We start from the raw sequence: 21,773 nt of genomic DNA on the forward strand, positions 1-21,773 counted from the left end.
CGTGATCGCCGCCGTCAGCGTCGTCTTGCCGTGGTCAACGTGACCAACCGTCCCGATGTTAACGTGCTCTTTCGAACGATCGAACTTTTGCTTTGCCATGGTGCGCGGCGCCTTGTCGTTTCGGGGGCCTTGGCAGAATCCAGCGATGGCCCGGGTTTACATCGCGGGCCGTTTATTGCCTTGCCGGGGGAAAATCAAGCGCGAGTTGCGCGCCCGCACGCGGCTCAGTTGGTCGCCGGCGGGGTCTCGTCGGGCAGCAGCGCGTCGGGATCGTCGACCAGGACATTGCCCTGGATGATGGTCTCGTCCTCGTCCAGATCCTCGGGCGTGCCGCCGAACCAGTCGGCATTCTCGCGCATCGTGCGCTCGATGGCCCGGGCGGCGTTGAAGGCCAATCCCTCGAGCTGTTCGTCGCGCGATCGCGACAGTCCAGAACCCAGGAAGGGGATCGCACAGCAGGGCTCGAACACGGTCAACTGGATCGGCTCCGCGTTGAGCTTGATCTGCGTGGCATCCTCGAAGAAATTCACGCTGACGATCAGCACCGACTTGGGCGAATAGATCAGCGGGATACCGGGCTGGGCCAGAACGTAGCCCTCGATGGCCACGCCGATGTGGTAAAACGACTCGCCGGAAAAGCGGGTTTCGTTGAACCTCTCAGCCACGGCCTTGCGCATGGCCGCGTTCCATTCCTCGGCGCTGGCATCACGCGAAAAGGGCCCCTTTTGCGGGTCGGGGGTCACGGCGATGTTGTGGCCGAGGCGGAACTCTCCGATCGGGTCGGGCAGTTCCGTCAGGTCGTCGCGAACCCCACCGCATGCGGTCAGCGCCAGCAGGCCGAGCAGGCCGATCACGATACGCATGGCACATTCCCCCTCGCGGTCAACGCCCTCTAGGACTAGCCCAGCGCGGCGTGTCGCGCAATCGGTGCGGCGGCCTGTCAGGTGAAGCGATTGTCCCGAGGGAAGCCATGCGGCGGTTGCTTGCCGACGCCGGCGCGCTTGCCCAGCCAGGGCGCGAGGTCACGCTCGGTGCGGGTGTTGCCATTGCCCATGGCCCAGCTGAGCCCCTCGGCCCAGGCGAAGGTGGTGATGTCAGCCAGGCCGCCGTCTAGTTCCAACGTGCCCTGACGCCCGCGCGCCTGCTTGTATTTCTGCAACCGCACGCCCTTGCCACGGGTCATCTCGGGCACCTCGGCCAGCGGAAAGACCAGGAACTTGCGGTTCTCGGAGACGACGGCGACATGATCCCCCGCCACGCGGCGCACGGCGGCGGCCACGGTATCGCCCTTGACGTTGAGGACCTGCTTGCCAGAGCGCGTTTGCGCCACGACATCCTGTTCGGGCACGACGAACCCGTCCCCGGCTGTGGAGGCGAGCAGCAACCTCTCGCCGGCGCGGTGCACGAAAAGATCCACGATATCGCACTCGTTCGGCAGATCGACGATCAGCCGAACCGGTTCCCCCATGCCGCGCCCGCCGGGCAGGTTCGCGGCCGACAGCGTATAGAACCGCCCGTTGGTGCCGAAAATCAGCAAACGGTCGGTCGTCTCGGCGTGGAAGATGAAGCGCGGCCCGTCGCCATCCTTGAACTTCAGCTCGCGGGTCAGGTCGATGTGGCCCGAGAGGGCCCGAATCCAGCCCCGCTGCGAACAGACCACGGTGATCGGCTCGCGGTCGATCATGGCCTCGAGCGGGACCTCCTCGACCGTGCCGGCATCGGCGAACCCGGTGCGCCGCGCACCGCCCTCGGCGCGCGCGCCGAAATCCTTGCGCACCGCGCGCAACTCCTCGGCGATGCGGTCCCATTGCAGTGCCTCGTCCTCCAGCAGATCCTCGATCCCGGCGCGTTCAAGCATCAGCGCGTCGCGTTCGCGCATCAGGGCCTCTTCCTCGAGACGGCGCAGGCTGCGCAGGCGCATGTTCAGGATCGCCTCGGCCTGCACGTCGGACAGGCCGTTTTCGCGGCCGGCATAGCTAGAGGGTACCTTGCGTTCGCTGTCGCCCTGGTCCAGCCCCGGGGCGATGGCGCTTTCGTCAACGATCAGGGTTAGGTTGTCCACGTCCACCCCGGCGAGCGGCGACAGGTAATCGGCTTCGGAGGTGGCACGAGCCAGAGTCTGCTGGTGCGGACGGCTCCAGTCCTCGTACATCAGCGCGGCCTTGGGGTCGTCGTCATACCGGATGATGTCGATAACACGGTCAAGGTTGACAAAGGCCGTGATCAGCCCGGCCAGCACCTCAAGACGGTTGTCGATCTTGTCCAGCCGATACTGGCTGCGGCGCAGCAGCACCGCGCGCCTGTGATCGAGAAAGGCACGCAGCACCTCGCGCAGGCTGCAGACCTTCGGCGTGACGCCATCAACCAGCACGTTCATGTTCAGGCTGAACCGCGTCTCCAGGTCGGACAGGCGGAACAGCGTGGTCATCAGCACATCCGCCTGCACGTTCTTCGAGCGCGGTTCCAGCACGATGCGGATGTCATCGGCGCTTTCGTCGCGCACATCGGCCAGGATCGGGACCTTCTTGGTCTGGATCAGTTCGGCCAGCTTCTCGATCAGCTTGGATTTCTGGACCTGATAGGGGATTTCCGTGATGACGACCTGCCACTGGCCGCGGCCCAGATCCTCGACCTCCCAGCGGGCGCGCAGGCGGAACCCGCCCTTGCCGGTGCGATAGGTCTCGGCCATGCTTTCGGGCGGTTCGACGATCACGCCGCCACCTGGGAAGTCCGGCCCCAGGATGTAGTTGAGCAGCGTATCGTCCCGCGCCTCGGGCGACTTGATCAGGTGCAGGCAGGCCGCGATCACCTCGTCGAGGTTGTGCGGCGGGATATTCGTCGCCATGCCAACGGCGATGCCGCTGGCGCCATTGGCCAGAAGGTTCGGAAAGGCGGCAGGCAGCACCACCGGTTCGCGCAGGGTGCCGTCATAGTTTTCCCGGAAATCCACCGCATTCTCGGACAGCCCTTCCAGCAGCGCCTCGGCGGCGCGGGTCATCCGGGCCTCGGTGTAGCGGCTGGCCGCCGGGTTGTCGCCGTCGACGTTGCCGAAGTTTCCCTGTCCGTCGACCAGCGGGTAACGCACGTTGAAATCCTGCGCCAGCCGCGCCATGGCGTCATAGATCGCCGCATCGCCATGCGGGTGATAGTTCCCCATCACGTCACCGCTGATCTTGGCGGACTTGCGGTAGCCTCCGGTCGCGGAAAGCCGCAGCTCCCGCATGGCAAAGAGGATTCGCCGGTGAACCGGCTTCAAACCGTCGCGCGCATCGGGCAGTGCCCGGTGCATGATGGTCGAAAGCGCATAGGTCAGATAGCGCTCGCCAATGGCGCGCCGCAGGGGCTCGGCCGGGTTCATCGGATCGCTGCCTGGGTCTGTCGTCTCGTCTGACATGGCCGCCGGTGTAGCCAAGCGCATCGTCCGCGTAAATCGCCAATTCAGGCGGAGGCCCCGGCCCCGCCCCTTGCTTCGCGTCTGGTTTGGCGACACAAGCGTGCGCATGACGCGCCGCTCGATCCTGATCACAGGCTGTTCCTCGGGCATCGGGGCCGATGCCGCCCGCACCCTGCACGCGCGGGGATGGCGCGTCTTTGCAAGTTGCCGGGCTGAGGCCGACTGCGAGAGGCTGCGCGCCGAAGGGTTGCACAGCCCGCAGCTCGACTACGACGCCCCGGACACGATCCGCACTGCACTTGCCCATGTGCTGGAGATCACGGGCGGGACGCTCGACGCTGTCTTCAACAATGGTGCCTTCGCCATCCCCGGCGCGGTCGAGGATTTGCCCCGCGACGGCCTGCGCGCGATCTACGAAACCAACCTCTTTGGCGTGCATGACCTGACGCGCCAGGTGATCCCGGTGATGCGCGCTCAGGGGCATGGCCGGATCGTCAACTGCTCTTCGGTGCTGGGCTTGGTGCCGATGAAATGGCGCGGGGCCTATGTCTCGACCAAATACGCCCTTGAGGGGCTGACGGACGTGCTGCGCCTGGAGATGGCCGAGACCGGGATCGACGTCATCTTGATAGAGCCCGGCCCGATCGCCAGCCGCATCCGCGAAAACTCCCGCGGCCCCTTCGAGACCTGGATCGACTGGAAGACTTCGGCGCGCCGCGACCAGTACGCCTCCACCCTGCTCAAACGGCTCTACCGCGAAAAGGACAAGCCGGACCGGTTCGAACTGCCCCCCGGCGCGGTGACGCGCAGGCTCATCCGTGCCCTTGAGGCGCCCCGCCCCCGCCCGCGCTACTACGTGACAACACCGACACATCTCATGGGAATGGCGCGCCGGGTGCTGCCGACGCGGGCACTGGACTGGATCATCGCGAAAGGCTGACCCCTTTTCTTTGCCGGCATAGCTGCTATTTCCCACGAAACCCTGCACGAAAGGCCCCCGACATGACCGCCCAACCCCTCATCATCGCGATCGTGATCGCCTGTCTTGTCGTGGCCCTGATCCTGATCCGCGGCGTGTCGATGTTCGCGACCGGCGCAGATCCGAAGAAATCCAACAAGATGATGCAACTGCGCATCCTGGCGCAGCTGGTGGCGGTGATCGTCATCGTCGGCGGAGCGCTTTTGCTGAACGGAGCGGAATGATGATCGTCCTCAACAAGATCTACACCAAGACCGGCGATGACGGCGAAACCGCACTGGGCAACGGCGCCCGCGTGGCCAAGCACGGCATGCGCGTTACCGCCTATGGCACGGTGGACGAGGCCAATGCGGCCGTCGGCACGACCCGGCTGCATGCCGAAGGCACGCTCGATGCCCGGCTCACCCTCATTCAGAACGATCTCTTCGACCTGGGCGCCGACCTCTGCCGGCCGGACATGGAGAACGACGACACGGCCGAGTTCCCGCCCCTGCGCATGACCGACAGCCAGGTCGCGCGCCTTGAGGCGGAAATCGACGAGATGAATGCCGGCCTCGAACCCCTGCGCAGCTTCATCCTGCCCGGTGGCTCGGCGCTGGCGGCGCATCTGCACGTCTGCCGGACGGTGTCGCGCCGGGCTGAACGGCTGGCCGTGGAACTGGCCACCATGGAGACCGTGAACCCGGCAGCCGTCAAATACCTCAACCGTCTCAGCGACTGGTTCTTCGTCGCCGCGCGCGTTGCCAATGACAACGGGAAGGCCGACGTCCTGTGGAAACCCGGCGCCAACCGCTGACCCCAACCGGGACGGCGGGCGGGGCGATGTCGCCGCCCGACCGGGCGGTGACGAGCGGCGCACGACCGGCCCGATGGATTTCGAAAACGCGACGTCGGTTGGCGCTAACGTGACGATTTTGCACTGTCGCCACGGCCACGCCCGCGCTACCTACGGGGTCGAGAACAGGAATCCATAGGGAGAATTACGCTGATGAAGGTGCTCGTGCCCGTCAAACGCGTGATCGATTACAACGTGAAGGTCCGCGTCAAGGCGGACGGCTCCGGTGTCGATCTCGCCAACGTCAAGATGTCTATGAACCCCTTCGACGAGATCGCCGTCGAAGAGGCGATCCGCCTGAAGGAGGCCGGCAAGGCCGACGAGGTCGTCGCCGTCTCCATCGGCGTGAAACAGGCCCAGGAAACCCTGCGCACGGCCCTGGCCATGGGCGCCGACCGGGCGATCCTCATGGTCGCCGCCGATGACGTCCACGAGGATATCGAGCCGCTTTCGGTGGCCAAGATCCTGGCCAAGGTGGTCGAAGCGGAGCAACCGGGCCTCGTCATCGCGGGCAAGCAGGCCATCGACAATGACATGAACGCCACCGGCCAGATGCTCTCGGCGCTGCTGGGCTGGTCCCAGGGCACCTTTGCCAGCACGCTGGACATCGACGGCGACAGCGCTGTGGTCACCCGCGAGGTCGATGGCGGCCTGCAGACCATCAAGGTCGGAATGCCGACCATCGTTACTGTCGATCTGCGCCTGAACGAGCCGCGCTATGCCTCGCTGCCCAACATCATGAAGGCCAAGAAGAAGCCGCTGGAAGAAAAGACCCCCGAGGACTACGGCGTCGATGTCACTCCGCGCCTGTCCATCGTGTCGACCTCGGAACCCGAGGCCCGCCAGGCCGGCGAAATCGTCGGCTCGGTCGATGAACTGGTCGAGAAACTCAAGGAAAAGGGGGTCGTGTGATGGCTGTTCTCCTGCTTGCCGAAGTCAATGACGGCGAACTCGCGATGGATGCCACCGCCAAGGCGGTCACTGCGGCCGCGCAACTGGGCGATGTGACCGTTCTCTGCGCGGGAAGCTCTGCCGCCGCCGCCGGAGAGGCCGCCGCAAAGATCGACGGTGTCGCCAAGGTGCTGGTCGCCGAGGACAACAGCCTCGGCCATCGCCTGGCCGAGTCGACGGCGGCTCTGATCGTGTCGCTGGCCGCTGACTATGACCACATTGCCGCCCCGGCCACGACCGACGCCAAGAACGTCATGCCGCGGGTTGCCGCGCTTCTGGATGTCATGGTCATCTCGGACGCCTCGGCCGTGGTCGATGCGGACACATTCGAGCGCCCGATCTACGCGGGCAACGCGGTCCAGACCGTGAAATCCTCTGACGCCAAGAAGGTGGTGACCTTCCGCACATCGACCTTCGATGCCGCCGGTGAGGGGGGCGCCGCACCGGTCGAAACCGTGGGCGTACCGTCCTCGGAGGGCCTGTCGGAATGGGTCGAGGACAAGGTCGCCGAAACCGACCGTCCCGACCTGACCTCGGCCGGGGTCGTCGTCTCGGGGGGCCGCGGCGTCGGCTCCGAGGACGATTTCGCCCTGATCGAAACCCTAGCCGACAAGCTGGGGGCCGCTGTCGGCGCGTCCCGCGCGGCGGTGGACTCGGGCTTCGCACCGAATGACTGGCAGGTCGGCCAGACCGGCAAGGTCGTTGCCCCCGAGCTCTATATCGCCGTGGGCATCTCCGGTGCGATCCAGCACCTGGCGGGAATGAAGGATTCAAAGATCATCGTCGCCATCAACAAGGACGAAGAGGCCCCGATCTTCCAGGTTGCCGATTACGGCCTGGTCGCCGACCTCTTCGACGCATTGCCGGAACTCAGCGACAAGCTGGGCTGACCCGGCACGGATGACACGGAAAAGGCCTGCCGCAACAGCAGGCCTTTTTCATGTGTCATGCGCCCATGGCCCCCGAGAGCGCAGCCGCCACGCGCTGGTGATCCTCCGCATCGGGCGCGGGCGGCATCACGCCGGGGCGGCCCTCATAGATCACCTGCGTCAGCTTCGCCCCCGCCTCTGTCAGCGCCATCAGCATCTGCGGTGTCACGAGGCTTGGGTCATGGCCATCCGCCGCCGGACCCTCGAGGCGACGCGTGGCGAACCAAAGCAGATGCACCGGCCCCCTGGCCAGACCTACAAGTTCGCGCATCCGCCGCACCCAGCATCCCTGCAGCGCCTGGCGCAGCTGCGAAAACCGAAGCGGGTCGGTCTCGACCAGCCTGGCCAACAGATGGCCCGTAAAGGCGATCTCGGTGAAGTCGACCTCGGGGTAGAGCGCGCGCAGCGCGGCACTGGGGGCGATGAAGCGATCGTTCCGGCGCGGATGCACCTTGTAGAACCGGTTGCTGAGATTGCTCGCGCCCATGACCTGGATAACCAGGCCCGCGGCATCCTGGACCAGCGCACGCACCGTGGCATCGCGCAGGAACAGCTCCGGACCGGCCATCTGTTGGCCAAGGTTCGGGCAGGTCATACCGAGCTGGTGTTCCAGCAGCTCCGGGTACGGTTGGGCGACGTCGCGCGCAAAGGTCTCGCTGCCGCCGAGGCAGGCCAGGTAGCGGCCATCGGTCGGACGCCGCGGCCCCCGGAACTGCAGCCGCGACAGGCCATAGCTACAGGTCATCAGGCGCGCCCGAGGCGCGTTTCGCATGTGAAGTGTCATTGGTCCCACCACCAGTTTTTCGTCTCACCGGGGCCGAGATTCCGCCGATTCCCTTTCCGGCTGCTTAAAGTCTGCATTCGAGTCGCTTTGGACCGATCGTGGTTTCTGCGATGCGGCACCTTGAGCCGCACCGGAACGGCGCATAGGGTATCGCCGAAAACAATCACCAAGGATCGCGGGCATGGCTATTGAACGGATTGGCGTCGTCGGGGCCGGGCAGATGGGCAACGGGATCGCCCATGTCTGCGCGGTGGCCGGATACGAGGTGTTGCTCAATGACATCAGCCAAGAGGCCATCGAAACGGCCATGGCCACGATCGGGCGCAACCTTGATCGGCACGTCAGCCGCGGGCGCATCTCCGCCGAGGCAAAGGCCGCGGCCATGGCCCGCATCGGCACCACCACGACGCTGACCGACCTGGGCCCGACGGACCTGATCATCGAGGCCGCGACCGAGCGCGAGACCGTCAAGCAAGAGATTTTCGACACGCTTTTGCCGCACCTCAAGCCCGAGACGATCCTGACCTCGAACACCTCTTCGATCTCGATCACCCGCCTGGCCAGCCGGACAGACCGGCCGGAGCAATTCATGGGCTTTCACTTCATGAACCCCGTCCCGGTGATGCAACTGGTCGAGCTGATCCGCGGGATCGCGACCGGCAAGGAAACCTTCGATGCCTGCTACGAGGTGGTCGAACGCCTGGGCAAGACCGCCGCGACGGCAGAGGATTTCCCCGCCTTCATCGTCAACCGCATCCTGATGCCCATGATCAACGAGGCTGTCTACGCGCTTTACGAGGGGGTCGGAAACGTCAGTTCCATCGACACATCGCTCAAGCTGGGGGCCAATCACCCCATGGGTCCGCTGGAACTGGCCGATTTCATCGGCCTGGACACCTGCCTGGCCATCATGAACGTGCTGCACGACGGGCTGGCGGATACCAAGTATCGCCCCTGCCCGCTGCTGACGAAATACGTCGAGGCGGGGTGGCTTGGCCGCAAGACCCAGCGCGGGTTCTACGACTATCGCGGGGACACACCGGTGCCGACCCGGTAGGCGCCGGGCCGCGGGTCAGCCCGGATCGCGGTCCGGGTCCTGACCCAATGCAAGTGTGTGCTGGCGCAACCAGGCCATGAAACCGCGCGGGTCCCTGCCCTTTTGCTCGGCCATCTCGGGCGAGATGGGCTTGCCGATGACAGGTGCCTGGGGCTTGTCGAAGGCATGGGCGACCTCGTGGATCAGCAAGCCCTGCCGCAGGATGGGTGAAATGTTCGCCGCCACCTGGTAGGCCCGCGAGTTGGAGCCGGGAAAGTAGCAAGGCAGGACGGTCGCCCCCGACCGGCGGATCATCTTGGCGGTAAAGACATTCCACTCGGCCTCGATCGCGGGGCCGAACATGGTCTCGGCCTGGGCGACCACGCCCGACGGGAACAGCGCAACCAGCCCGTCCTTGTCGAGATGGTCCATGGCCCGCGCGCGCATCTCGATCATCCGTTTCTGGGCATCGGACTCGTGCGGGAAGGGCACCGGGATCATGTAGCTGGCCGCGCTCTCGTCGAGGCCCGTCAACAGCGACCGGGTCAGGATGCGGTAATCATTGCGCCGGCGCCCGATCACATCGGCCAGGACCATGCCGTCAATCAGCCCGTGGGGATGGTTGGCCACCAGGATGACCGGTCCGGTCTGGGGGATGCGGTCAAGCTGATACTCCGGGGTCAGGATGTCGACGCCCATGACCTCCATCGTGGCCGGCCAGAAGGCCTGCCCCTTGGGGATCGACCGGCTTTCGAACCGGCGGACCCGGCGGATCACCTCGATCTTGCCGGTGCTCCACTCCATCGACTTGATGACGAAGCGCAGCAGCGGATTGTCGAACGTGTCGGAATACGTCAGGCTGCGCCGGTCATAGACACGGGACGCCCCGCGCGCCTGCGGCCCGTGCAGGTTTCTGGACGACGTTTCCGTCAAGCGTGCATGCCCCCTCGTTCGAGATACGGACGGGGCTCAGTCCCCTTCGCCGAACTTGCCCGCGACGAGCGCCGCAAGCGCCTCCGCAAGTTCCTCGGCCTGCCTGCCCGTGGTTTCGACCTCAATAAAGGTTCCCTTGGAGGCTGCCAACATCAAAAGCCCCATGATGCTGTCGCCCGAGGCGGACAGCCCGTCCTTGGTTACCTCGGCGCCGGCATCGAACTGTTCCACCGTCTCGGCGAACTTGGCCGACGCCCGGGCGTGCAGCCCCTTGATATTGACAATCTCCAGCTCGCGGCGCGCCATGGCCCCTCCCCTTCAGTCCAGGCCCACGGAATGGCTGTTGATGTATTTCCGCCCGGCGGCAAGCGCATCCTCGACTGCGACCGGCACCGGCTTGCGGCGCGACTTGGCCAGCTTGACCAGCAGCGGCAGGTTCGCCCCGTAGATGATGCGGCGGTTCTCGGGATTGCAGGCCTGCAACGACAGGTTCGAGGGCGATCCCCCGAACATGTCGGTCACGATGACCACGCCGTCGCCGGTGTCGACATGGTCAGCGGCGGTGCAGATCTCGTCCTGCTTGGCGGAGCGGTCAACCTCGGCCTCGATCGCGATGGCGCGGATGCCGGGCTGGCGGCCCACAACGTGTTCAACGGCGGAAAGATATTCCGCCGCCAGTCCCCCATGCGCCACAATCACGATTCCGATCACGTGTGCTTGTCCCGTTCGGCCGTGCCCCGGCCCCAGCGTTCCTGCTCACCATGTCTCTTAGACACCTGCCATCCGGCCTCTGCAAGCCCCCGGGCCAGGGTTTCGGTCACAACGACCGAGCGGTGTTGCCCGCCGGTGCACCCGAACCCGATGGACAGGTGTGATTTGCCTTCGTCGCGAAACGCGGGCAAGAGGTCGAGGATCAGCGCACGCACCCGGTCGACGAAGAGCGCAAAGCGCGCATCCTCGGCGACATGGGCCTGTACCGGCGCATCAAGGCCGGTCATGTTGCGCAACGCGGGCTCCCAGTGTGGATTGCGCAGGAACCGACAATCGAACATCATGTCGATCCCCTTTGGAACACCGCGCTTGTAGGAAAAGGATTGCAGCGTCACCCCCATGCCCGCAGCCTGCCCGTCCGAGAACCACTCGGACAGCGCCGCCTTGAGGTCGTGCGGGCTGGTCTCCGAGGTGTCGAGCAGGATGTCTGCGCGATCCCGGACCGGGGCCAGCAGCGCGATCTCCTGGCGGATGCCAGTGATCGCCGGGGCGTCGGGGACGAGGGGGTGTCGACGGCGCGTCTCGGAGTAGCGGCGCACCAGAACATCCTCGTTGCAATCGAGAAACAGCAGTTGCAGCGCCAGGTCCTCGCGCCGGTCCAGCCAGTCCACAAGGGTCTGCAGCCGCTCGACCGAGAAATCGCGGTTGCGCACGTCCACGCCCAGCGCCATGGGGGGGGTACCGTTCGACGCGTCGACCAAGCGGCGCAGCATCGACATGGGGATATTGTCGATGGCCTCGAAGCCCAGGTCTTCGAGGATATGGATCGCCGTTCCCCGGCCTGCGCCGGAAGGGCCGGTCACGATCACCAGCCTCTGGCGGGCAGGCGGCGTCTTGCAGTGGGGGTCTAAGGGCTGTGGCGCGGTGTTCATAGGCTCTCCGGAACAGGCGGTCAATCGAACCTGCCATACTGGATATATTGCAGGATCGCCGCCGGGAAACAGCCCCGCGCGACCTTGTGAAGGCAAGGCATGTCCTGTCCCAGAAGCGGGACGACGCGCCAAGGCGGCAGGCGCAAGGCTTCCTCCTGCGTCATGTCGATCACCAGCGCCACGGGCGTCGGGCCGACCGGATCGGCCCGCAACAGGCCGACACCGCGCGCCTCGATGGCGGCGGGTGCGCCCGCGGGGGCACGGGCGACGACGGCCCCCTGCTGCAGGCGCAGGCAGGTGATGTCGTCGCTTACCAGCCCTGCGCCCAGCGCCATGAGCGACAGCCCCAGCGCTGACTTTCCGCTGCCGGACGGCCCCGTGATAACGACGGCCAGTCCCGACACGGCCACGGTCGTGGCATGGATCTGGCTGGCGGCCCCGGACACGGGCGGGCTAGACCGGCAGGCCGACCACGAAGCGCGCGCCCAGCGGATCAGAGCCGATATCGGCATCGGTGGGCCGGATGTTCTCGGCCCAGATCACGCCGCCATGCGCCTCGACGATCTGCTTGGAAATGGCCAGCCCCAGGCCGGAATTGTTGCCGAACTGCCCTTCGGGGCGTTCGGAATAGAACCGCGTGAATATCTTCGACAACGCGCCGTCGGGCAGGCCCGGGCCGGTGTCCTCGACCACGACCAGCACGCGATTTTCACGCTTGCGGGTCCAGACGCGAATCGCGTCGCCCTCGTCGCAAAAGGAGATGGCATTTGTGATCAGGTTGACGAAGACCTGCGCCAACCGCCCTTCCAGCCCGACCACCGGGATCGGCTCGCCGGGCAGATCGGTGATGAAATCAACGCCTTTCCGGTCGGCCTCGGTGGCAAAGAACGCTGTGAGATTCGCCAGGTTCCTCAGCAGGTCGAACGTTTCCTCTTTTTCCTTGACCAGCTCGGTATCCAGCCGTGACGCGTTCGAGATGTCGCTGACCAGCCTGTCGAGCCGGCGCACGTCATGTTCGAGAACCTCGAGCATCCGCTCGCGCTGATCGTCGCGCTTGGCCACGCGCAGGGTGCCCACGGCCGAGCGCATCGAGGCAAGCGGATTCTTGATCTCGTGCGCGACGTCGGCGGCGAATTGTTCGTTGCCCTCGATCCGCTGGGTCAGGGCGGTGACCATGCCGCGCAGGGCCCCCGACAGGCGGCCGATCTCGTCCGGCCGCCCGGTCAGGTCGGGAATCCGGATGCGTTCGGGGGCCACCTTGCGGGCGTTCTTGTCGCGGCCCAGTTCGGCGGCCTCCGCCAGGTCGGACAGGGGGTTGGCGATGGTCGAGGCCAGAACCAGGCTGAGCGCGATCGAGACGATGACCCCGATCACGAACATCTGCAAAAGCTGCTCGCGGTCGCGGCTGACCAGCGCCTTCAACTCGCCCGGGGGCGAGACGACCGCGACCGCGCCGACGGCCCGGTCGCCCTGCATCACCGGGGTCGAGACGGTGAAAAAGGCACGCCCATCGGCATCCTGGCGTGTCTGAAGCCGGGTCCCGGTCTCGAAGGTCTGCGCGACCGACCGGGCGACGTCCCGTACCGGGTCGTCGGGCGTCGCCGCGGGACCACCCCCGCGCAGGACCAATGCCACCCAGTCGAACGCCCCGTTCAGGAAATCGGTGATCAGGGTGCCGTGGCCCTCAAGCTCCAGCCCCGGGACGGGCGCGTCCTGCGCGGCCGGATCGGACCGACTGGACACCAGCACGCCCTGCCGGTCGAAGAGGTGGACATCGACACCGCTGCGCAGGTCAAGCCCATCGAGCGTGCCCTGTGGGTCGATCCCGTCGCCCGTGACAAGGCTCACCGGAGCGTCGGCGGGCAACTGCGCCTCGAAGATATCGGCGACCAGCTCAGCCTCGTTGACGAGGGCCGCCCCCCGTTGAAAGGCCAGGTTGTCGCGCGAGGGACTGAGGTAGAACACCCCGGCGACCAGCACGATCAGCCCCAGCAGGTTGAAGGTGATGATCTTGCGCGCCAGCGGCGAGGAGTAGAGCTGCAGAACCCCCCGCCGGGCGCGGCGTTTTTGGCGGTCGGCCTCGTCGGCGCTCGGCGCGATCCAGTCATCCCCCAGCACGACAGACTCGGCCTGCCCGGCGGCCTGTCGAACAGAGTCCAAGTCGCGAACGTCGATCTTTGGAGCCGTGGTCATGCCTCAGTCTTCGTTGTAGCGGTACCCGATGCCGTAGAGCGTCTCGATGGCGGAAAACGTGTCGTCGACCTCGCGCAGCTTCTTGCGCAGTCGCTTGATGTGGCTGTCGATGGTGCGGTCGTCGACATAGACCTGATCGTCATAGGCCACGTCCATCAGCTGATCGCGGGATTTCACGAAACCGGGACGTTGTGCCAAAGCCTCGAGCAGCAGGAACTCGGTCACGGTCAGCGACACGTCGCGGCCCTTCCAGGCGACGGCATGGCGCAGCGGGTCCATGGTCAGATCCCCTCGGACCATCAACTTGTGGTCCGCGTCGTCCTCGGCAAGCTCGCCCGCGATGGCATCCTGTCGGCGCAGCAATGCGCGGATCCGCTCGACCAGCAGGCGCTGGCTGAAAGGTTTCTTGACGTAATCATCGGCCCCCATGCGCAGGCCCAGAACCTCGTCGATTTCGTCATCCTTGGAGGTCAGGAAGATCACTGGCATGCTGGATTTCTGGCGCACGCGCTGGAGCAGGTCCATCCCGTCCACGCGCGGCATCTTGATGTCCAACACGGCGAGTTCCGGCATCTTGGCGTTGAAGGCGTCCAGCGCCGCCTGGCCGTCGTGGTAGGTTTCGACGTCGAAGCCCTCGGCCTCCAGCGTCATGGAAACCGACGTGAGAATATTGCGGTCGTCATCGACAGGCGCGATCCGTGACATGTCACTGCCCCTTGCTGTTGCTCGGTTTTTGCCTGCGTTTTCCTTTATTTTTGCCCTGACAGGCCAGCGCGAATCAATCGCAATCTGCTCGGGTACCCCACAGATGCCCCCGATTTGCGCCCAAAATGGGTAATCAATGGCTAAAATGCCTCACCTTTTCGTTCGCAAGTGTTGCCCGGCCGGCAACGCGCCGCCATGGTGGCGCTAACTGCTGTCTGGTTGCGCTAATGATTGCGCTAACTGCAACAGACACGCCTGTTCATAAGCAAAATCAGCATGTTAATTGAGCGGCATCAGGGGCGCATCCGCCCCGCAAACACGGAGCAAGACAGACATGGACCACGGAACAGTCAATCCGACGATGAAACTGCCCGATCAGGGCATCAGCGGGCTTGGTCATGTCTATTACAACCTCCTCGAACCCGAGCTTGTGGATGCGGCGGTTGCTCGCGGCGAGGGCACGCTTGGCAAGGGCGGCGCCTTCCTGACCACCACGGGCGAATTCACAGGGCGCTCGCCCAAAGACAAGCACGTTGTCCGAACCCCCAGCACCGAGAACACCATCTGGTGGGACAACAACGCCCCGATGCAGCCAGAGGCTTTCGAGCGGCTCTACGACGACATGACCGCGCACATGAAGGGGCGCGACTACTTCGTCGAGGATCTGTATGGCGGGGCCGATCCGGCGCACCGGCTGGATGTGCGCGTCGTCACCGAACTGGCCTGGCACGGGTTGTTCATTCGCCATCTTCTGCGTCGCCCCGAGGCGTCGGAACTGGACGGGTTCAGCCCCGATTTCACGATCATCAACTGCCCCAGCTTCACGGCCGACCCGGCGCGCCACGGCTGCCGCAGCGAAACCGTGATCGCCATGAACTTCGACCGCAAGCTGATCCTGATCGGGGGCACGGAATACGCCGGCGAGAACAAGAAATCGGTCTTTACCCTGCTCAACTACATCCTGCCGGAAAAGGGCATCATGCCGATGCATTGCTCGGCCAATCACGCCAAGGGTAACCCAGTGGACGCCGCCGTTTTCTTCGGCTTGTCGGGCACCGGGAAGACCACCCTGTCGGCCGATCCGAACCGGGTGCTGATCGGCGACGACGAACACGGCTGGTCGGAACGCGGCATTTTCAACTTCGAGGGTGGCTGCTATGCCAAGACCATCGGCCTAGACCCGAAGGCAGAGCCCAAGATCTTCGCAACGACCCAGATGCCGCATTCGGTGATCGAGAACATGGTCTTCGATCCCGAGACGTTGGAACTGGACTTCGAGGATGACAGCCTGACGGCCAACATGCGCTGCGCCTATCCGCTGCACTACATCGACAATGCCAGCGACACGGGCCTCGGCGGGCATCCCAAGAACATCATCATGCTGACCTGCGACGCATTTGGTGTTCTGCCCCCCATCGCGCGGCTGACCCCGGCGCAGGCCATGTATCACTTTCTGTCGGGCTTCACCTCCAAGGTGGCCGGCACCGAGCGCGGCGTGACCGAACCCGAGCCGACCTTTTCCACCTGTTTTGGCAAGCCATTCATACCGCGCCGCCCCGAGGTCTATGGCGAATTGCTGCGCCAGAAGATCGCCGAGCATGGCGCCACCTGCTGGCTGGTCAACACCGGCTGGACCGGCGGCGCCCACGGCACCGGCAGCCGCATGCCGATCCGGGCCACTCGCGCCCTGCTGACTGCCGCGCTGAACGGCGCGCTGGTCGAGGGCAGCTTTCGCAAGGATCCGAACTTCGGCTTCGACGTTCCGGTGACCTGCGAAGGCGTTGACGACCGCCTGCTGACCCCGCGCGACACCTGGGCCGACCCCGCGGCCTACGACGCGCAGGCCCAGCGGCTGGTCGCGCTTTTCGCCGAGAACTTCACCCAGTACGTGCCCTATATCAATGATGACGTGAAGGCCGCAGCCATCGGGTAGAGCACAGGCGCGCCGTGCCTTGATACCCCGCGGCCCGTCGCGTCGCGGGGGCTGGTGCGTCAAGACCCGTTAAACGAGACCCCGCCGGATCAGGTTCAGCCCGGCCAGCATCAGCACCCCGAGTGTCACTTTGCGAAAGGTCCCCTGGTCGATCCTGTCCTGCACCTTGAACCCGGCCCACATGCCCAGGGCCGCCGGGATCACCAGAAGGGCCGAAAGCCCCACCGTCTCGCGGTTGAGCACACCCGACTGCACATGCCCAAGCAGCAGCATGACCGACCCCAGCCCGTAGATGACCCCCTGCACCACGATCTGCCGCGCCTTCGGCGTGTCGATGGCGACCAGGTAAAGCACCGTCGGCGGCCCCCAGGTGCCTGCCAGCCCGCCCAGGGCGCCAGACAGAAGCCCGGCGATGACCGCGCCAAGGGTGCGTCGCCCCTCGGGAATCACCAGACGCAGGCCCAGCAACTGAATGCCGCAGAGCACCACGACCGGCACGCCCAAAACCAGGAACATCGTATCCGAGGGGATCACGTTGACGAACTGCGCCGAGATCAGGATCATGCCGCAAACGAGGATCAGGTAGAGCCAGAAGTCGCGCATGGCCTGCAGGGCCTCGCGCGGGCCCGAGCGCAGCACCTGCAGGGCATTGGACAGGACGATGGGCAGGATCAGCCCGGCAATGGCAAGGCGCGGGTCAAGCAGCATGCCAAGGCCCGACACCATGATCAGCGGCATGGCAAAGCCCACCGCGCCCTTGACCACCCCGGCCAACAGGGTAATGCCCAGAACGGCGACCAGAAGGCCCGCGCTGTCGATGCTTGCGACGATGTCCATGCCCCTGCCTTACCGCACCCGACAATCCGCCGCAGCCCAAAAACGTCCGCGACATTTTCTTCACGCCTCAACGCCCTACCTCGCAGCAATATTGCGCCGGCGCCAAAAAGGCGCTATTGCTGCAACTGCAAAATAGAGGATTCGCCATGCCCCGGGACGGATACGAGATGAGCCCCATTCTGAAAGATCTGCTGCACCTGACCAAGGCCGCCTTGCCGCCGCTGGACGCGCTACAGGACGCGGCCACGGCATCGGTGCACGACATGGTCACCGAGGGCGACCGTGTCTCGGGCACCCTGCTCGAACAGAACCAGACCGCCGCGCATGGGCTGGCCTGGGTTGCCACCTACGTCGAGTCGCTGCGCCAGATGCAGGACTGGGCCGAACGCCTGCAATCGGATGGCAAGTTCGGCGAGATCGAGCAACTGCTCCTGCAGATCGCCTTTGGCGAATACCTCTGGCAGCTTTATGGCGGCATCCCCATGAGCCAGGGCGAAATCGTGCGGCTGCAGGATCTGGGGCTGTCCCAGGACCAGATGCGGGGGATGATGACCCCGGAGGTCATGACCCTGACGCAGGAGGCCAACAGCCAGGCGGCCCGGACCCGTCTGGTCGAGCTTATGCAGGAACAGGCCGCCAATATTACCGTGGGGGCGGCCGGCCTCGATGACGAGCTCGAGATGATTCGCGAACAGTTCCGCCGCTACACGGTGGACCGGGTCGATCCCCATGCCCATGAGTGGCACCTCAAGGATGAATTGATCCCGATGGAGATCATCGAGGAACTGGCCGAGATGGGTGTCTTCGGCCTGACCATCCCCGAAGACCTGGGCGGCTTCGGCCTGCCCAAGGCCGCCATGGCTGTCGTCTCCGAGGAACTCAGCCGCGGCTATATCGGTGTGGGCAGCCTCGGGACCCGCTCCGAAATCGCGGCGGAACTGATCCTCTGCGGCGGCACCGAGGACCAGAAGGCGCAGTGGCTGCCCCGGATCGCCTCGGCGGAAATCCTGCCCACCGCCGTCTTCAGCGAACCCAACACCGGCTCCGACCTGGGGGCGCTGCGCACCCGGGCGGTGAAGACGGACGAGGATTACAAGATCACCGGCAACAAGACCTGGATCACCCATGCCTCGCGCACCCATGTGATGACGCTGCTGGCGCGGACCGATCCCGAAAGCACCGACCACCGCGGCCTGTCCATGTTCCTGGCCGAGAAGACGCCGGGCACCGACGCGCACCCCTTCCCGACCGAGGGCATGACCGGCGGCGAGATCGAGGTGCTGGGCTATCGCGGCATGAAGGAATACGAGCTTGGCTTCGACCAGTTCAAGGTGAAGGGCGAAAACCTGCTTGGCGGTGAAGAGGGCAAGGGGTTCAAGCAGCTCATGCAGACCTTCGAGAGCGCGCGGATCCAGACCGCCGCGCGCGCCGTGGGCGTAGCCCAGTCGGCGCTGGACACCTCGATGCAATACGCCCAGGACCGCAAGCAGTTCGGCAAGCCCCTGATCGCCTTCCCCCGTGTGGCCGGCAAGCTGGCGATGATGGCGGTCGAAATCATGGTGGCGCGCCAGTTGACCTATTTCTCGGCCAACGAGAAGGACAACGACCGCCGTTGCGACCTCGAGGCCGGCATGGCCAAGTTGCTAGGCGCCCGTGTGGCCTGGGCCGCGGCGGACAACGGATTGCAGGTCCACGGCGGCAACGGCTTCGCGCTGGAATATCCGATCAGCCGCATCCTGTGTGACGCGCGCATCCTGAACATCTTCGAAGGGGCAGCAGAGATCCAGGCGCAGGTCATCGCACGCCGCTTGCTGGGATAGCGGCGCAGGACACCGCAAACATCCAGTGGCCTGCTTGGCTAGCCCTCAGGCTCGGGCGGGATATCGATCCCGTCCAGCCATGGCTTGATGTCCAGGACCGGCGTGCCATCAAAGGCATCGGTCACGTCCAGACCGATCTCACCGGTCTCCGGATCGAGCGACGTGATGCGCACGGCCTCGATGGCGATGGGATTGGGCCGCACCGGGCTGCGCAGGGCGAAGGTGCCGCGCGGCCCCTCCGCGTGACGGGGCGCCTGGACGATCAGGTCGCGCCGGGCTTGATCGAACCAGAGGATCAGCCAGATCGCCTGGCCGACCGCCAGCCCGCGCAACCCGGCCCGATAGGGCGCGTCCAGCACCACGCGCCCGCCACCGCCGCCTCGCTCTCGGGACTGGCTCAGGTTCCTTGGCGCGCGGCCCGGCCCCCAGTCCGTATAGAGCGTACCGATGAAGGTGACCCCGGCCCGCGCATGCTCTGCCGGATCGACTCCGAGGGGAACTTCCCCTTTGCGAGGCGGTTTCGTCATGGCGCCAACCTCGGGGGGGCGACGCCCGCCGAGGTCCGTGGGACTAGGGGCAGGAAAGTCATGTCGAGATACACGCCGGGGCCTTTCGGTATTGAAACAATGACGCGCGGCCTGCCAGGGGCCTTGCGGCCCGCAAAGCCTAGGCCGACCGCCGCAACAGGTCCAGCAGCCGTGCGCGGGCCTCCGGCACAGGCTTGCCGCCCAGCGCCGGCGCCAGCCGGTCGTGCAGGAAATGCCCCGTCACCGCGAGCCCCGCCAGGATGTCGGCAGGCGTCGCATCGCCCTGGCGCAGCAGGACCGGCGGCAGCGGCAAGAGCCGGTCGGCCCAGTCCCCCGCGGCCGCGGCCGAAACCGCCCGGCCCGATCGCGGCGAGATGTAGACAAGCCCCTCGGTCACGCCCGTGACGGCACAGGCCGACAGATCGAGGCCGAAGCCCATTTCCTCGAGCAGGGCCAGTTCCCAGCGCAGATAGCCCAGCGGCCAGAGATCATCCTGCCCCAGCAGATCCAGCAACTGGACACTCCGGCGATAGAGCGGCGGATGCGCCTCGCGTTCGGGCAGCACGAAACACAACAGACCCGTCACCGCGTTCAACCCGGCCAGCGCCATGCGCCCGCCCAGGGTCTGCGCCGCACGGCTGCGCACGGGCTCGACGGTGAAGGTGCCCAGGTGATCCTCCAGCCGGGCCTTCCAGGTCAGGTCGAGCTGCGCTCCCGGTTGCAGGATCGGCGACAGCCGGCGCCCGGTGCCCCCGCGCACCACGCCAGCGGCACGGCCATGCCCCTCTGTCAGCACGTCAAGGATCACCGCGTTCTCGCCATGCTTGCGAACCCGCAGGACCGCCCCCTCTTCGCGCCATTCGATCATGGGCGCATGAAGCGGGATCGCGGCTCCGGGCGCAAGGGGCGGCGTGCGGCGGCTGGCCTAGCTTTCGTTGGCGCCGCGCAATTGCCGGATCGCCTTCTGGACGTCGCGCCAGGTTGCGGCTTCGTCGGTCTCGCCAGCCTCCTCGTGCTGCCTGGCCTTCTGCGCCTGTAGCGCGACAATCTGGCTGAGAGTTGCGCGTCAATCAGGATGAGGATCCTTGGTCGCGACATAGATGTCGATGGCGGACTTTGCCGCCACCATCAAGTTTTTTGTGCGTTTTGCTTGTCGCGGAGCGTCAATCAGGTTTGGTATTGGCAGGCGTTGCCCTTTGGGCCGGGCGCCCTGGGCCCTTTGCCTGTTCAGCCGCGCGTCGTCGATAGCTTTCCACATTCATCTCGAAGATGGTTGCGTGATGAACGAGCCTGTCGACGGCGGCCAGGGTCATGGCCGGGTCGGGGAAGATTGTGTTCCATTCCCCGAAGGGCTGGTTGGCGGTGATCAGCATTGAGCGGCGCTCGTATCGTGCGCTGATGAGTTCGAAGAGGACGCTGGTCTCGGCCTGATCCTTGGTGACGTAGGTGATGTCGTCGAGGATCAGCAGATGGAATTTGTCCAGCTTCGCGATGGCGCTTTCGAGGGCGAGATCGCGCCGGGCTTGCTGCAGCTTCTGAACCAGGTCGGTGGTTCTGGTGAAGAGCACGCGGTAGCCTTTCTCGACAAGGGACAGGCCGATGGCCGATCCGAGATGCGACTTGCCCACACCGGGCGGGCCGAACAGCAGAATGTTGCTGCCCTTTGAGATCCAGCTGTCGCCCGCGGTGATGGCGCTGATATGCGCTTTGGACACCATCGGGACGGCTATGAAGTCGAAGGTCTCAAGTGTCTTTCCGGGCAGCAGTCTGGCTTGCGCCAGGTGTCGTTGGATCCGGCGGCGATCACGTTCAGCCAGTTCATGTTCCACCAAGGTGCTGAGCAAGCGCGCGGCAGGCCATCCTTCCTTATCGGCCTGCTCCGCGAAGCGTGGCCAGAGGGCTTTGATGGCGGGCAAGCGCAACTCGGTCAGGGCAAGGTTCAGGCGGGCGGCATCTGTCTGGGGCGATGTCATGCTGTCACCTCCAGATCGGATGCCTGGGTGCTGGCCAACCGATCATAGGACTTCAGATCGGCCAGCTGCACCTTGACGGTCGGAAGCGTATCTTCTGATGGGCCAAACAGCGCCCGCAGCGTTGGTATGTCTGGTGTGCGGTGCTGTGAAAGATCTTGTTCGAGGTGCGCGGCCAGTTCGGCTTCACACCCCCGATCGTGGGCCAGCGCCAGAAGATCGACCGTCACGCGGCACGCAGCCCTCTCGCCGGCTTTCTCCAAGAGAGCTTCGAACACGTCGCGGAATGCCTGCCGCGGAAAGA

The 21,773-nt window shown here is 65.4% G+C and carries 23 protein-coding genes and 1 pseudogene; 8 read left to right on the forward strand and 16 right to left on the reverse strand.

Features of this window, described 5'->3' with window-relative positions; translation table 11 throughout:
• The 3 genes from ACH107_RS17760 to ACH107_RS17770 all read right to left on the reverse strand — a co-directional run.
• Positions 1-99, reverse strand: a 99-nt coding sequence (locus ACH107_RS17760) for a GTP-binding protein (RefSeq protein WP_412506982.1), incomplete at its 3' end; no start/stop codon positions are given.
• A 125-nt stretch (positions 100-224) separates the two neighbouring features.
• Positions 225-863 carry a hypothetical protein gene (locus ACH107_RS17765; protein WP_412506972.1) on the reverse strand — a complete coding sequence of 213 codons (639 nt, stop codon included), beginning with the start codon at positions 861-863 and terminating at the stop codon, positions 225-227.
• 77 nt (positions 864-940) lie between these two features.
• Positions 941-3,394, reverse strand: coding sequence for a DNA topoisomerase IV subunit A (locus tag ACH107_RS17770; RefSeq protein WP_412506983.1), 2,454 nt, complete (start codon positions 3,392-3,394; stop codon positions 941-943).
• A 106-nt stretch (positions 3,395-3,500) separates the two neighbouring features.
• Between ACH107_RS17770 and ACH107_RS17775 the strand changes: the two genes are divergently transcribed.
• The 5 genes from ACH107_RS17775 (at position 3,501) to ACH107_RS17795 (ending at position 7,049) form a co-directional block, all read left to right on the forward strand.
• Positions 3,501-4,334: an SDR family NAD(P)-dependent oxidoreductase gene (locus ACH107_RS17775; protein WP_412506984.1), complete on the forward strand. Its 834-nt coding sequence runs from the start codon at positions 3,501-3,503 to the stop codon at positions 4,332-4,334.
• A 62-nt stretch (positions 4,335-4,396) separates the two neighbouring features.
• Positions 4,397-4,597: a twin transmembrane helix small protein gene (locus tag ACH107_RS17780; RefSeq protein ID WP_310690063.1), complete on the forward strand. Its 201-nt coding sequence runs from the start codon at positions 4,397-4,399 to the stop codon at positions 4,595-4,597.
• On the forward strand, positions 4,597-5,169 hold the full coding sequence (locus tag ACH107_RS17785) for a cob(I)yrinic acid a,c-diamide adenosyltransferase (RefSeq protein ID WP_412506973.1): 573 nt from the start codon (positions 4,597-4,599) through the stop codon (positions 5,167-5,169). Before ACH107_RS17780 ends, ACH107_RS17785 begins: the two co-directional genes overlap by 1 nt.
• Before the next feature lie 192 nt (positions 5,170-5,361).
• A complete protein-coding gene (locus ACH107_RS17790; RefSeq protein WP_412506974.1) occupies positions 5,362-6,120 on the forward strand; it encodes an electron transfer flavoprotein subunit beta/FixA family protein in 759 nt (252 codons plus the stop codon).
• Positions 6,120-7,049 carry an electron transfer flavoprotein subunit alpha/FixB family protein gene (locus tag ACH107_RS17795; protein WP_310702614.1) on the forward strand — a complete coding sequence of 310 codons (930 nt, stop codon included), beginning with the start codon at positions 6,120-6,122 and terminating at the stop codon, positions 7,047-7,049. Before ACH107_RS17790 ends, ACH107_RS17795 begins: the two co-directional genes overlap by 1 nt.
• Positions 7,050-7,104: 55 nt before the next feature.
• Here the strand turns inward: ACH107_RS17795 and ACH107_RS17800 are convergent, their stop codons facing one another.
• Positions 7,105-7,872 (reverse strand): DUF6473 family protein, encoded by a 768-nt coding sequence (locus ACH107_RS17800; protein WP_412506975.1) that lies wholly within the window; start codon positions 7,870-7,872, stop codon positions 7,105-7,107.
• A gap of 181 nt (positions 7,873-8,053) precedes the next feature.
• Here ACH107_RS17800 and ACH107_RS17805 point away from each other — a divergent pair, with 181 nt between their 5' ends.
• A complete protein-coding gene (locus ACH107_RS17805) occupies positions 8,054-8,929 on the forward strand; it encodes a 3-hydroxybutyryl-CoA dehydrogenase (RefSeq protein WP_310690068.1) in 876 nt (291 codons plus the stop codon).
• A gap of 15 nt (positions 8,930-8,944) precedes the next feature.
• Here the strand turns inward: ACH107_RS17805 and ACH107_RS17810 are convergent, their stop codons facing one another.
• Genes ACH107_RS17810 through ACH107_RS17840 form a run of 7 tightly spaced genes read right to left on the reverse strand, consistent with a single transcriptional unit; the run spans position 8,945 to position 14,382 of the window.
• Complete coding sequence (locus tag ACH107_RS17810) at positions 8,945-9,841, reverse strand: lysophospholipid acyltransferase family protein (protein WP_310690069.1); 897 nt, start codon at positions 9,839-9,841, stop codon at positions 8,945-8,947.
• Positions 9,842-9,877: 36 nt separating this feature from the next.
• Positions 9,878-10,147 (reverse strand): HPr family phosphocarrier protein, encoded by a 270-nt coding sequence (locus tag ACH107_RS17815; RefSeq protein ID WP_310690070.1) that lies wholly within the window; start codon positions 10,145-10,147, stop codon positions 9,878-9,880.
• Between the two features lie 12 nt (positions 10,148-10,159).
• Positions 10,160-10,552, reverse strand: coding sequence for a PTS fructose transporter subunit IIA (locus tag ACH107_RS17820; protein ID WP_310690071.1), 393 nt, complete (start codon positions 10,550-10,552; stop codon positions 10,160-10,162).
• Positions 10,549-11,484, reverse strand: a complete 936-nt coding sequence (gene rapZ / locus ACH107_RS17825) for an RNase adapter RapZ (RefSeq protein WP_412506976.1) — start codon at positions 11,482-11,484, stop codon at positions 10,549-10,551. Before rapZ ends, ACH107_RS17820 begins: the two co-directional genes overlap by 4 nt.
• A gap of 20 nt (positions 11,485-11,504) precedes the next feature.
• On the reverse strand, positions 11,505-11,930 hold the full coding sequence (locus ACH107_RS17830; RefSeq protein ID WP_310690073.1) for a serine kinase: 426 nt from the start codon (positions 11,928-11,930) through the stop codon (positions 11,505-11,507).
• A gap of 7 nt (positions 11,931-11,937) precedes the next feature.
• The gene (locus ACH107_RS17835) at positions 11,938-13,677 is read right to left on the reverse strand and encodes a sensor histidine kinase (RefSeq protein ID WP_310690074.1); all 1,740 of its coding nucleotides are present in this window, start codon (positions 13,675-13,677) and stop codon (positions 11,938-11,940) included.
• 3 nt (positions 13,678-13,680) lie between these two features.
• Positions 13,681-14,382 carry a response regulator transcription factor gene (locus tag ACH107_RS17840; RefSeq protein WP_412506977.1) on the reverse strand — a complete coding sequence of 234 codons (702 nt, stop codon included), beginning with the start codon at positions 14,380-14,382 and terminating at the stop codon, positions 13,681-13,683.
• Positions 14,383-14,716: 334 nt separating this feature from the next.
• On the opposite strand from ACH107_RS17840, the gene ACH107_RS17845 reads away from it, so the two are divergent.
• Entirely contained in the window at positions 14,717-16,315 is a 1,599-nt protein-coding gene (locus tag ACH107_RS17845; protein WP_412506978.1) for a phosphoenolpyruvate carboxykinase, read from the forward strand.
• A gap of 69 nt (positions 16,316-16,384) precedes the next feature.
• On the opposite strand, the gene ACH107_RS17850 is transcribed toward ACH107_RS17845, so the two are convergent.
• Positions 16,385-17,152: a sulfite exporter TauE/SafE family protein gene (locus ACH107_RS17850; protein ID WP_310690077.1), complete on the reverse strand. Its 768-nt coding sequence runs from the start codon at positions 17,150-17,152 to the stop codon at positions 16,385-16,387.
• Between the two features lie 146 nt (positions 17,153-17,298).
• On the opposite strand from ACH107_RS17850, the gene ACH107_RS17855 reads away from it, so the two are divergent.
• The gene (locus ACH107_RS17855; protein WP_412506979.1) at positions 17,299-18,972 is read left to right on the forward strand and encodes an acyl-CoA dehydrogenase family protein; all 1,674 of its coding nucleotides are present in this window, start codon (positions 17,299-17,301) and stop codon (positions 18,970-18,972) included.
• A gap of 38 nt (positions 18,973-19,010) precedes the next feature.
• On the opposite strand, the gene ACH107_RS17860 is transcribed toward ACH107_RS17855, so the two are convergent.
• From ACH107_RS17860 to ACH107_RS17875, 4 genes and pseudogenes are all read right to left on the reverse strand, one after another.
• Positions 19,011-19,499 carry a TrmO family methyltransferase gene (locus tag ACH107_RS17860; protein ID WP_412506980.1) on the reverse strand — a complete coding sequence of 163 codons (489 nt, stop codon included), beginning with the start codon at positions 19,497-19,499 and terminating at the stop codon, positions 19,011-19,013.
• Between the two features lie 139 nt (positions 19,500-19,638).
• Positions 19,639-20,364 carry a DNA repair protein RecO gene (gene recO / locus ACH107_RS17865; protein WP_412506985.1) on the reverse strand — a complete coding sequence of 242 codons (726 nt, stop codon included), beginning with the start codon at positions 20,362-20,364 and terminating at the stop codon, positions 19,639-19,641.
• A gap of 298 nt (positions 20,365-20,662) precedes the next feature.
• Entirely contained in the window at positions 20,663-21,472 is an 810-nt protein-coding gene (gene istB / locus ACH107_RS17870) for an IS21-like element helper ATPase IstB (protein WP_412506981.1), read from the reverse strand.
• Positions 21,469-21,773: pseudogene (locus ACH107_RS17875) on the reverse strand (IS21 family transposase); the annotation flags it as partial. The pseudogene ACH107_RS17875 and the gene istB, both read right to left, overlap by 4 nt.

Source organism: Roseovarius halophilus (ex Wu et al. 2025), from assembly GCF_047086965.1.

What these genes read in the sequence shown, in the direction of transcription:
- ACH107_RS17765 (WP_412506972.1), bottom strand. Translation starts at nt 863, where the DNA reads ATGCGTATCGTGATCGGCCTGCTCGGCCTGCTGGCGCTGACCGCATGC.
- ACH107_RS17770 (WP_412506983.1), bottom strand. Translation starts at nt 3,394, where the DNA reads ATGTCAGACGAGACGACAGACCCAGGCAGCGATCCGATGAACCCGGCC.
- ACH107_RS17775 (WP_412506984.1), top strand. Translation starts at nt 3,501, where the DNA reads ATGACGCGCCGCTCGATCCTGATCACAGGCTGTTCCTCGGGCATCGGG.
- ACH107_RS17780 (WP_310690063.1), top strand. Translation starts at nt 4,397, where the DNA reads ATGACCGCCCAACCCCTCATCATCGCGATCGTGATCGCCTGTCTTGTC.
- ACH107_RS17785 (WP_412506973.1), top strand. Translation starts at nt 4,597, where the DNA reads ATGATCGTCCTCAACAAGATCTACACCAAGACCGGCGATGACGGCGAA.
- ACH107_RS17790 (WP_412506974.1), top strand. Translation starts at nt 5,362, where the DNA reads ATGAAGGTGCTCGTGCCCGTCAAACGCGTGATCGATTACAACGTGAAG.
- ACH107_RS17795 (WP_310702614.1), top strand. Translation starts at nt 6,120, where the DNA reads ATGGCTGTTCTCCTGCTTGCCGAAGTCAATGACGGCGAACTCGCGATG.
- ACH107_RS17800 (WP_412506975.1), bottom strand. Translation starts at nt 7,872, where the DNA reads ATGACACTTCACATGCGAAACGCGCCTCGGGCGCGCCTGATGACCTGT.
- ACH107_RS17805 (WP_310690068.1), top strand. Translation starts at nt 8,054, where the DNA reads ATGGCTATTGAACGGATTGGCGTCGTCGGGGCCGGGCAGATGGGCAAC.
- ACH107_RS17815 (WP_310690070.1), bottom strand. Translation starts at nt 10,147, where the DNA reads ATGGCGCGCCGCGAGCTGGAGATTGTCAATATCAAGGGGCTGCACGCC.
- rapZ (WP_412506976.1), bottom strand. Translation starts at nt 11,484, where the DNA reads ATGAACACCGCGCCACAGCCCTTAGACCCCCACTGCAAGACGCCGCCT.
- ACH107_RS17835 (WP_310690074.1), bottom strand. Translation starts at nt 13,677, where the DNA reads ATGACCACGGCTCCAAAGATCGACGTTCGCGACTTGGACTCTGTTCGA.
- ACH107_RS17840 (WP_412506977.1), bottom strand. Translation starts at nt 14,382, where the DNA reads ATGTCACGGATCGCGCCTGTCGATGACGACCGCAATATTCTCACGTCG.
- ACH107_RS17845 (WP_412506978.1), top strand. Translation starts at nt 14,717, where the DNA reads ATGGACCACGGAACAGTCAATCCGACGATGAAACTGCCCGATCAGGGC.
- ACH107_RS17850 (WP_310690077.1), bottom strand. Translation starts at nt 17,152, where the DNA reads ATGGACATCGTCGCAAGCATCGACAGCGCGGGCCTTCTGGTCGCCGTT.
- ACH107_RS17855 (WP_412506979.1), top strand. Translation starts at nt 17,299, where the DNA reads ATGCCCCGGGACGGATACGAGATGAGCCCCATTCTGAAAGATCTGCTG.
- ACH107_RS17860 (WP_412506980.1), bottom strand. Translation starts at nt 19,499, where the DNA reads ATGACGAAACCGCCTCGCAAAGGGGAAGTTCCCCTCGGAGTCGATCCG.
- istB (WP_412506981.1), bottom strand. Translation starts at nt 21,472, where the DNA reads ATGACATCGCCCCAGACAGATGCCGCCCGCCTGAACCTTGCCCTGACC.